Below are 10,073 nucleotides of genomic sequence, written 5' to 3' on the forward strand. Positions count from 1 at the left end.
AGGTGGATCGCGGGGTGCTGAGCACGATCTTGCCCAAGCCTCTCACCCGAACGGCAGTTTATGCGGGGAAGTGGCTGGGGATCTTGGGCTTTGTGCTGGGAAGCTTGCTCTTCTGGGCGCTGGTGCTCTTTGTTGTGGCGACGGTGCGAGATCCCCATCACTCTCATCGTAATATCTTTCTGGCGCTCCCTTGCCTCGCACTCTATCCTCTGGTCTTTACGACTCTCGCGCTCTGCTTCTCGACGTTTAGTGCGTTTCCCCTCGCCGCCGGACTCTCGGTGATGGCGGCAGGAATTGGGTGGGCGGAGGGCTTGCTGCGCTTTTTGGAGCGGACATTTGCGATTCAGGCCCTGGGAGTCTTTGCGACGGGGGCGAGCTACGCCATGCCGATCGGGCGGATGGCACGCTGGACAACCAAGCTTCTTGGGCCATTTCCCACTCTCGATGGCAAGACCATCACGCTTGCCAGTCCGTTTCCTGGTCAGCAGGCTCAGCCGATAGACTTCGCCTATATCGGGGGCTATGTGGTGCTGGTATTTCTGCTGGGAGCGCTGGTTTTTGGGCGACGTGATTTGTGAAATCGGGTACAATCGCTTCCTATGAGAGTAGTCATTGTGGGCTGTGGGCGCGTGGGCTCTACCCTGGCGCGCCTGCTGGCGGAGCGTCACGAGGTCACGGTTGTGGACCGTACTTCCGAGGCGTTTCGGCGGCTGGGCAGCAAGTTTCAAGGGCAGAAGATCGTCGGGCCAGGCACGGACATGGATGTTCTAAAGCGCGCGGGGATCGAGGGGGCGGATGCCTTTATCAGTGTCACCGATGGCGACAATCGCAATATCATGGCGGCCCAGATCGCGAAGAAAATCTTTAATGTCCCTCAGGTTTTTACCCGTATCTACGATCCGTCGCGGGCGGCGGTCTATGCGGAGATGGGAATCCAGACCCTCTGCACCACTTCCACGGCTGCAGGGCTCTTCTGTGATCTTGTCGAAGGGCGACGTCCAGACGCGTTTATGGATCAGCTTGCCAGCTACTTAGATACCGCACAGAAAGTTTAGAGAAGTATGTACGTGATTGTGATTGGTGGCGGCAATGTCGGCTACTATCTGACCAAAGACCTCGTGGCGGCAGGCCATGAAGTTTTGTTATTGGAGAAAGAGCGTGCCCGTGCTCAGCGGCTCGCCGAAGACCTTGGGGAAGTTGTGCAGCAAGGGGATGGCTGTGAGGCACGTGTCATGGCGGAGATGGGCTTCGCCCGCGCCGATGTGATTGTGGCGGCCACGGGTGAGGACGAGGATAATTTAATCGTCTGCCAGATGGCTAAGCAGCGCTTTGGGATCAGCCGGACAATCTCGCGCGTGAACTCCCCTGCAAACGAAGCCCTCTTTGCTCAGCTCGGGATTGATACCACGGTCTCCTCGACCCGCCTGATCTTCAACCTGATTGAGCAGGAAATTGAGGTAGATCATCTCATTCCCGTGGCTGCCCTTGCTCGCGGTCATCTGGAGATCGTCTCCATCGAGCTCTCCGAGCACTCCCCGGTTGTCGGTCGCGCGATTGGCGAGATTGCGCTGCCGGGGGATGCCCATATCATCGCCCTGCTTCGCGGCGACAAAGGGCTTCTCCCCTCGCCTAATGCAATTCTGCAGACGGGCGACACCGTGCTGACTCTGGTTCAACAGAACCAGGAGCCAGCCCTACATGGTGTCTTCTCGGCTTAGAAACGAGCGCTGAGTGAGGCGGTGATTGCGGTCGCGGCCTCCCGTGCGCTACTGTCCGTGATAAGCCCTAGGAGCTGACTTGCCATCGCGCCTGCGGGGATCCCGTAGGGCAGGGCGAGAGTCAGGGTAGCCGCGAAGGCCTCTAGTGCCGCCGCAGCTCCTGCGGGTGCACTGCGGAGCAGGAGAAGTACCTCGCCTGGCGTGCCATCGGCAAACAGCCCCACGATCACAAGCCCTTCACAGCCGCCCGCCTTCAGGGTCAGGGTCAAGCTCTGGCGCTCGTCGGGGAGCTGGCGTGGCCCGGATACAGGCACCGTTACCGCGACAACAGGCGTGGGAGTCACTGCGGGAGTAGGAAGAGCGATAGACTCTTTGGGTGCCTCGGCAACCGTCGCGATCATTACAGGCGGTGCTTCAATTACAGGCGGTGCTTCGGGCTCTGGCGTCGGCGCAGCGGCAACCCCCTCGGGCTCGTCCGCAAAGGGATCACTCAGGCTAATCTCAGGCTCGGATGGGAGTATCTCAGGAGCAGGAGCGGGTACACTGCGTGCGGAGCGACCGTTTTTAGGAGCGGCCACCGGGGGCGCATCCTCCTCAAAAAGTTGGGTAGACATGAGGCGATTATAAGGGGCAAACATGAGTTTTGTCAACTTCTCCTACAGGCAAACGTTTTCCCATATGTTTGCCTCTTAAAAATAGTCGCGTTTGCACGTAAGTTTACCAGTAAAAATTATTGACAGTCCCATATGTGGCACGTATAATCAACCTCGTCCACTACATGTAGTAGCTTCCCCAACTTGGCAGCTACTAGTGCTAGTGGAGCAAACATAGTAGTATCTTAAATTAGAAAGTTATTTCAGCGGCATGCAGACAACCTATACCCTCGGTGAGAAGACATTTCTCCTTGATGAAGAAAAAGCGGCGGCAGCTCTCGCAGCAAAGCGTGTGATCAATGGTCGCTCGACCATGACCTTTAACTTGCTTCCCCTGCGCTACCAGTGGGCCTACAATCTCTATCAAAAAATGAAAGCCAATCACTGGGAACCAGAAGATGTCCCCATGCAGCGAGATGCCGAGCAGTGGCGCAGTGATAGTGCCCTCTCCGATATTGACCGCTGGATCGTGCGCATGGCCATTGGCTACTTCTCCGCCGCTGAGGGAATTGTCGGCGATAACATCCAGCACGTGGTGCGCGAGCTGGTGACGGCTTCGGAGCTGAAGCTGGTGCTAGGCCGCCACGCCCACGAAGAGAACATCCACGCCGACTCACTGCTCTACATGATCAGCTCACTGGGCATCGATCCCCACGAGTGCGAGGCGATGTTTGAAGACATCGAGACGATCCGCAAGAAAAACGAGTTCGTCACCCGCGTCTCTCGCTCCCTGCGCCGGGATCTGGATCTGACCACGCGGGAGAACAGGCAGCTCTTAGCCAAGAATATCTTTGTCTTTGGCCAGTGCATGGAAGGCACCCAGTTCTACGGCTTGTTTGGCATGGTGCTCTCGCTCTACCGCCAGGGCAAGCTCACCGGAATCGGAACCATGTTCCGCTACACCCTCCGCGATGAGTCCAACCACATCGAGGTCTTCCGCAATCTATTTCTCGGCCTGATCGAAGAGAACCCCGAGATCTGGACGCCCGATTTCCAGCAAGAGCTGGTGGACTTGATGAAAGAGGCCGTGAGCCTAGAGAAAGCCTTCATCAACGACTGCCTCCCTGTCGCCGGACTAGGGCTCTCGTCGGAGGAGTTCCAGCAGTACATTGACTTTATCGCGGACCGTCGCCTAGAGGGTGTGGGCCTCTGCCCGATCCACACCGGTCTGGTCAATCCCCTCCCCTGGCTCGCGGAGCTGATGGACATCAAAAAAGAACAGAACTTCTTTGAGGGCCGCGTCACCGAGTACCAGAAATCCAGCTCGCTCTCCCAAGTGGACGACGACGAGCTGTAATCCTCCCCCCCATCCCCCGCCCAGCGGGGGGGGATATGAGGTAATCTCTCTTTCTGCTTTGTCCCCCCGCCCGGCGGGGGTTAGGGGGGCGAAATGTTTTAGGACATGCAATTACAATGACAATTAATCTGCCGGAAATCTTGCGCGACTTGGAGATCAAGCGCGCGGCACTGCTGCCAAGCGACCAGAAACCGTACTTTGACGGGCTGGAGGCGGTTCGCGACTTGGGCCTGCCGGAGCTTGAGATACGGCTTATCGGAAAAGACGCGGAGCGCACGTTTGCGCCTGAGATCGCGGCGCAGATCGTGGGCGACGCCCTGGTGACCTTTCACTTTGCACGCGGCCAGCAAGACGTCAACACCGACGAGAACCGCACGTTTGTGCGCGACACCACGACGCGTGTGGTGGAGAAGCTCTCCCGCCTGGGCGACAATGGACGCGGGGCACGGCTCAGCGACTACGATCTCTCGGTGCTGGTTGAGGCGGCGCTGATCGAGAAAGGTGCCTACGAAGTCGCCAAGGCTCTCGTGATGCAGCGCACCAGCTTCCCTTCCTCGCAGAACACGATCCCCAGTGACCAGATGCGCCTGATCCGCCGCAACGGCCAAGTGGTGCCTTGGAACCAAGACAAGATCGAAGTGGCGGTGCGCAAGGCGTTCCTCTCGATGAAGATGGAGGCCGACTCCGCGCCGCAGATCACGAGCCGGGTGAGCGAGCGTGCTCGTGGCCTCGGGATGACCTACATTCCTATCGAGACCGTGCAGGACCTTGTGCAAGAGGAGCTGGTGCTCGCGGGCTACATGAAAGTGGCCGAGGACTACATTCTCTACCGCGCCAAGCGCATGATGTTCCGCGCCTCCGAGGCAAGTGTCAGCAACGCCCCTGACCCGCAGTTCGCTTTAATTCCCGTCACCGAGGACGATGGCACGAGCAACTTCTGGGACGGTGAGGATCTGCGAAAGCGCATCCAGTTCGCCTCCATTGGCCTGGATCTGTGCTTAAGTGCCGGTGAGATTGAGGCTGAGCTGCGCCGCTCCATCCGCGCCGATATCCGCCACGAGGATCTCAACAAGACAATCGTTCTGAACGCCAAGATGCTGATGGAGCGCGATGCGGACTTCTCGTTCTTTGCGGGCCGGATTCTGCTGACCTACATCTACGAAGAGACCCTGGCCTGGGACATCGTGCGCGATGGCATTGGTGGGCTCAAAGAGGCGCACAAGAAAGCCTTCAAGCAGTACTTAGACTACGGCGTGCAGATCGAGCGCCTCGCGCCCAGTCTTCTGAGCTACGATATTGACCGGCTCGCCAACGCCCTCGACCCCACGGCAGACCTCGACTTCGATTATCTCGGCCTCCAGACCCTCTACGACCGCTACCTCATCACGGACAAGACCGGCAAGCGCCCACGGCGTTTGGAGGCGCCGCAGTTCTTCTGGATGCGCGTCGCGATGGGCCTGTTCTACGCCGATGCACAAAATAAAGAAGAGCATGCGCTAGAGCTTTACACCATGTACAAAAGCCGCCGTTTCTGCTCTTCTACGCCTACTTTATTCAACTCAGGCACACTTCATAGCCAGCTAAGCTCCTGTTATCTCTACAAAGTGGATGATAGCATCGAATCCATTATGATTCGTGGTATTGCAGAGAATGCATTCCTTTCCAAATGGGCTGGAGGCCTCGGCGGGTCATGGACAGCCGTCCGTGGAACCGGAAGTCACATTAAAGGGACTAATGGAGAGTCACAAGGCGTGATTCCCTTCCTTAAAATGCATAATGATCAGCTTGTGGCTGTCAATCAAGGGGGAAAGAGGGCTGGTTCTGGCTGTGCTTACCTTGAAGTTTGGCACAACGATATCTTTGACTTCTTAGAGCTGCGAAAAAATACGGGCGATGAGCGCCGCCGCACGCACGACATGAACACGGCAAACTGGATTCCTGACTTGTTCATGAAGCGCATGGAGGCCCGCGCGATGTGGACTCTCTTCCGCAGCTCCGATGTCCCTGACCTGCACGATCTCTTTGGCTCGGCTTTTGAGAAGCGCTACGAAGAGTACGAGAAGCTGGTGGACGAGGGCAAGCTCAGTGGCAAGAAAGTCGAGGCCATCGAGCTCTGGAAGGCGATGCTCAAGCTGATCTTCGAGACCGGCCATCCGTGGATCACCTTCAAAGACCCGTGTAATGTCCGCTCACCCCAGGATCATGTCGGAGTTATACATAGTAGTAACTTATGTACTGAGATAACGTTAAATACAGGGCCAGAAGAGACTGCTGTTTGCAACTTAGGATCTGTTATTCTCGATAATCATCTTGATGCAAATGGAAATATCGATCATATCAAGCTAAAAGAAACTATTCAGATCGCGGTGCGGGCACTCGACAACGTGATCGATATCAACTACTACCCCACCAAGCCTGCGGAGACGTCTAACAAGCGCCACCGACCGGTTGGGATGGGCGTGATGGGGCTTCAGTACGCGCTCTACAAGAAAGACATCCCCTTTGCCTCGCAGGAAGCCATCGAGTTCAACGATGAGTTTATGGAGGCCATCGCCTACTACGCCTACGAGGCATCCAGCGACCTGGCGGCAGAGCGCGGGGCGTACTCTAGCTTCAAGGGGAGCAAGTGGGATCGTGGGATCCTTCCTCCCGATACCATCGAGCTGCTGGAAAAAGAGCGCGGGGTCGAGATTAAAGTTGCCCGGGGTGGCAAGCTAGACTGGGCGGCGCTCCGCAGCAAGATCCAGGCGCAGGGCATGCGCAACTCCAATGTGCTGGCCATCGCCCCCACGGCAACCATCGCCAATATCATGGGAACGTCGCCCTGTATCGAGCCGATGTACAAGAACCTCTTTGTGAAGTCGAACCTGTCGGGTGACTTTGTGGTGCTCAACTCGTTCTTGGTGCGCGATCTCAAGGCGGCCAACCTCTGGAACCAGGAGGTCGTGGACCAGATCAAGTACTTCGATGGCGATCTGCACAACATCGAGGAGATTCCGGAGTGGATCAAGCAGAAGTACCTCACGGCGTTCCAGATTCCCTTCGAGGCGCTGATTGACGCCGGTGCTCGTCGGCAGAAGTGGATTGACCAGAGCCAGTCGCTGAACCTCTTCTTAGGCACGCCGGACATGAAGGCTCTCTCGCACATGTATCGCTACGCCTGGCACGCAGGCCTCAAGACGACGTACTACCTGCGAACGCTGGGCGCGAGCAATATTGAGAAGGCCACCGTCTCTCTCAAGATGCGCGAGACCGGCTCCAACGCCGCCGTCGCGGAGGCAGCCGCCGCCAAGAAGGTCTTTACCGAAGCGGAGCAAATCGCCTGCTCGATTGAGGCCATGCGCAACGGCGAAGAGTGCGAGGCGTGCCAGTAGCCCTCCTCCGTGATTCCCTCCTCCCCCAGCCCCCGGGTACCCTCTGGGTGCCAATCCTGGGAGGAAGGGGAAAGGAGGGGAGACAGAGATTTGAGCGAGATTTTGAGGTCAGGGGCGATTGCCTCTGGCCTTTTTCTTTTGTCTACTTTGGAGTGATAGAGCGAGCATGAGCACAGAACTACGTAATCAGATTCGCAACTATTTGGGGACAGACAAGATTACAGCAACAAACACCTATGTCAAATTTGGGATTGACAATACCATTCAGGAACTGATCCTCTGTTTTCAGCAGCCACTCTCTCTTGAGGAACTCTCCAGTGCTCGTTATTTTCTCCGTGATGGACTTGAGACCAAACTAGCTCTTGTCCCAAAAATTCAGGAAGCTCTGGAAGCCAGTGAGCTTACCCGGATTATGCGCGAGCGGCTTTTGAATAGCGTCGCCTCGGAGCGTAATATTCTGGTGGACGCGATGCGGGCCAATATGCTGGGGTATAAAGAAGTCTTCCATGCTGCCTTCCTTCGTTTTCGCGATACTGACCCTCTCTTGATGCCAACTCTGATTCGGGAAGCCTGTTGGACAAGAGCTGTGGAAGGGTGGGAGCTTCACGAGAAACTTCTAGAGAGTCCTTGTTATCTGAGTCGCTGGGCTGCTCTGCAGTGTGTGGAAGGCATGATTGATTTTTCCAATGCGACTCTCCTGGAGAGAATTACCTGTGATCCCCATCCACGTATCTCCAAAGAAGCACTCTATCGCTGGGCGCTTTTTGAGCGCGATTCTAACCATCACAGATTTACGAAGTCGGAAAATCGACAAAAACGCAAGGAAATCGAAGTGACTCGCCCTCTCATTTTTAGCGATCTTTCTCAGCTCTTTTGGAAACATCAGCATGAGAAAAATGTCGCTTGGCCCTGGGACTACACAATTGAAGAACTCTCGGCCTTTGAGCAAACCCTTCCCTGAACACAACACGCCTCGGACATATCCCACTTTTCTTGTGATGAATCACAGAAATGATGTGACGCATCACAGAGACATAGGGACGCATCATAGGCTTCTTAAGATCAGTCATTGCCTCTCGGGGAGACGGCCCAAGAAGCCTCGGATGCATCACGGAAAAACTAGGATTGGGCACTGCAACCTTGGGATATATCCGCGTGTCGCATCACTGAGGGGCATTTAAGGAGACCCTCAGCGTATGGCAAAACAGAATCGGCTCGCACCGCCGGTGGTGCAAAAAGATCGAGACAACCTAGAGATTCTCAAGACCTTCACGGACTACCAGCCCGCAAACGCGGCCTACTCAAAGGCGCAGGCTGAAGCGAAACGCAATGCGCTGGATGCGGCGCGGACAGCGGAGCTACAAAAAGAGGCGGAGCTTGCCGCCGTACGAGACCACACCGATGCGATGGAGCGGGAGTACCATGCCTTTATGCTGGGTGTGAGTGAGCAAGTCGCCGCACAGTATGGCAAAGACTCCGATGAGTACCAGGCGCTGGGCTACAAGAAAAAGAGCGAGTACAAGCGCCCCGCTCGCAAGCCCAAAGCCCCCACTCCGTAGAGCTCCCGCCGGTTGGAGCGGCGGGACTGGAGAGCCTTCGGCTACAAAGGCCGTCCCGGCCATACAGAATATTCCGATCTATGGGCCGGGTACCCTCTGGGTTGCCCTTCGTAGCTTTAGCTCTCCAGTCCCCTCGTTCTGATCGGGGGGACTCCAACCGGGGGGATTAGCGCGAGTAGGCCAGCCCAGCGCTGGTGGCGTTGGCTTGGCCCAAGCGGACACGGTAGGCGCTGGGGCTACAGCCGAAGTGGGCGCGGAAGCGGCGGGCGAAGTAGCTCAGGTCGCTCCAGCCGACGCGCTCCCCGATCTCTTGGACGGAGAGGTTGGTTTGTAGCAGTAGCGTGGCGGCGCGCTCGGCGCGCAGCCGGGCGAGCCAGGCCATCGGAGGCAGGCCGGTGTCAGCACGGAAGCGACGGACAAAATACGTGGGCTCTAGATAAGCGAGCGCGGCCAGCTCGGTGAGGGTCCACGGACGCGAAAGCGCCTCTTCGAGCTGGGACTTGATGAGAGCTGTGCTGGGATGGGGCGTATGGGCCACCGTCTCGGGGGGAACTTGCTCGGCGAGGCGGGCGAGAAAGACCAGCAAGTAGCCAAGGCGCTCCAGGCCGCTCTGGGAGCGCTCGATACTCTCCAAAGTGCGAAGACAGAAGTCAAGATCGTCTGGCTGGAGCACGGTACTAGCCGTCCGGGTCAGGAGTGGCTCGTCGAGAACGCCACGGAGCAGCTCGGCACCAAAGCAGCAGTTGATGTAGTCCAGCTCCTCGCAGTCCAGATAGGCGTGCCAGGTGCCGGGGCGCAGAAAGAGCACATGGCCTGGCAGAAGTGCGGTATCTCCCTGAGCCGTGTGGTGTGTCCCCGTGCCTGATAAAATCAGCACGGCTTCGAGGAAGTCGTGGTCGTGCGGCGCGAGCGTCCCCGTGAAGAGATGCCGGTGGACATGGATCGTCAGCGGCCCGGTGCCAAAAATCTGGCGCCCAAAGATTCGTCGTGGAGTGGAAGTCAAGATTGTCCTATATTTTCGACAGCAACGGCCTAACGTCCTCTCTTGGATTTCGGGTACAACACAGAGCAAATGTCTACGACGACCCTCCGACTCGGTGTGCTGAGTTTTGCGCATGGACATATCCATGCCTACTGCAATAAGATCAAGACCTTCGATGATGCCATTTTAGTGGCGTGCTGGGACGACAACGAGGCGCGGGGCCGCGAGGCCGCCGAGCGCTACGGGATGGAGTTCGAGAGCAGCTACGAGGCGCTGGTGAGCCGTGCGGACATCGATGCGGTGATCATCACCAGCGAGACCAATAAGCACGCGGACTTGACGGTTGCGGCGGCGGCGGCAGGCAAGCACATCCTCTGCCAAAAGCCCATGGCCACCACGCTGGAAGACTGCGACCGGATGATCGAGGCGGTCGAGAAAAGCGGCGTGCACTTCCAGATGGCCTTCCAGATGCGCTGCGACCCGCTGAACC

Annotated in this window: 10 protein-coding genes; 8 read left to right on the forward strand and 2 right to left on the reverse strand. The window is 57.3% G+C overall.

Going from position 1 to position 10,073, the window contains the following annotated elements; all coding sequences use genetic code 11:
- The 3 genes from AC1XOS_RS15165 to AC1XOS_RS15175 form a co-directional block, all read left to right on the forward strand.
- Nucleotides 1-578: hypothetical protein (locus AC1XOS_RS15165; RefSeq protein WP_481963066.1), on the forward strand; the 578-nt coding region annotated here is incomplete at its 5' end.
- A 21-nt stretch (nt 579-599) separates the two neighbouring features.
- A complete protein-coding gene (locus AC1XOS_RS15170; protein ID WP_481963067.1) occupies nt 600-1,055 on the forward strand; it encodes an NAD-binding protein in 456 nt (151 codons plus the stop codon).
- A 6-nt stretch (nt 1,056-1,061) separates the two neighbouring features.
- Nucleotides 1,062-1,718, forward strand: coding sequence for a potassium channel family protein (locus AC1XOS_RS15175; RefSeq protein WP_481963068.1), 657 nt, complete (start codon nt 1,062-1,064; stop codon nt 1,716-1,718).
- Here AC1XOS_RS15175 and AC1XOS_RS15180 read toward each other — a convergent pair.
- Nucleotides 1,715-2,332: a hypothetical protein gene (locus tag AC1XOS_RS15180; RefSeq protein WP_481963069.1), complete on the reverse strand. Its 618-nt coding sequence runs from the start codon at nt 2,330-2,332 to the stop codon at nt 1,715-1,717. The genes AC1XOS_RS15175 and AC1XOS_RS15180 overlap by 4 nt on opposite strands.
- A gap of 250 nt (nt 2,333-2,582) precedes the next feature.
- On the opposite strand from AC1XOS_RS15180, the gene AC1XOS_RS15185 reads away from it, so the two are divergent.
- The 4 genes from AC1XOS_RS15185 (at nt 2,583) to AC1XOS_RS15200 (ending at nt 8,601) form a co-directional block, all read left to right on the forward strand.
- The gene (locus AC1XOS_RS15185; RefSeq protein WP_481963070.1) at nt 2,583-3,668 is read left to right on the forward strand and encodes a ribonucleotide-diphosphate reductase subunit beta; all 1,086 of its coding nucleotides are present in this window, start codon (nt 2,583-2,585) and stop codon (nt 3,666-3,668) included.
- A 116-nt stretch (nt 3,669-3,784) separates the two neighbouring features.
- Nucleotides 3,785-7,042: a ribonucleoside-diphosphate reductase subunit alpha gene (locus AC1XOS_RS15190; RefSeq protein ID WP_481963071.1), complete on the forward strand. Its 3,258-nt coding sequence runs from the start codon at nt 3,785-3,787 to the stop codon at nt 7,040-7,042.
- Nucleotides 7,043-7,208: 166 nt separating this feature from the next.
- A complete protein-coding gene (locus AC1XOS_RS15195; RefSeq protein WP_481963072.1) occupies nt 7,209-8,003 on the forward strand; it encodes a hypothetical protein in 795 nt (264 codons plus the stop codon).
- 235 nt (nt 8,004-8,238) lie between these two features.
- Complete coding sequence (locus AC1XOS_RS15200; protein ID WP_481963073.1) at nt 8,239-8,601, forward strand: hypothetical protein; 363 nt, start codon at nt 8,239-8,241, stop codon at nt 8,599-8,601.
- A gap of 166 nt (nt 8,602-8,767) precedes the next feature.
- Here the strand turns inward: AC1XOS_RS15200 and AC1XOS_RS15205 are convergent, their stop codons facing one another.
- Nucleotides 8,768-9,604 (reverse strand): helix-turn-helix transcriptional regulator, encoded by an 837-nt coding sequence (locus tag AC1XOS_RS15205; RefSeq protein WP_481963074.1) that lies wholly within the window; start codon nt 9,602-9,604, stop codon nt 8,768-8,770.
- A 69-nt stretch (nt 9,605-9,673) separates the two neighbouring features.
- On the opposite strand from AC1XOS_RS15205, the gene AC1XOS_RS15210 reads away from it, so the two are divergent.
- On the forward strand, nt 9,674-10,073 hold a 400-nt coding region (locus tag AC1XOS_RS15210; RefSeq protein ID WP_481963075.1), incomplete at its 3' end, for a Gfo/Idh/MocA family protein.

This window comes from Armatimonas sp. (assembly GCF_964826245.1).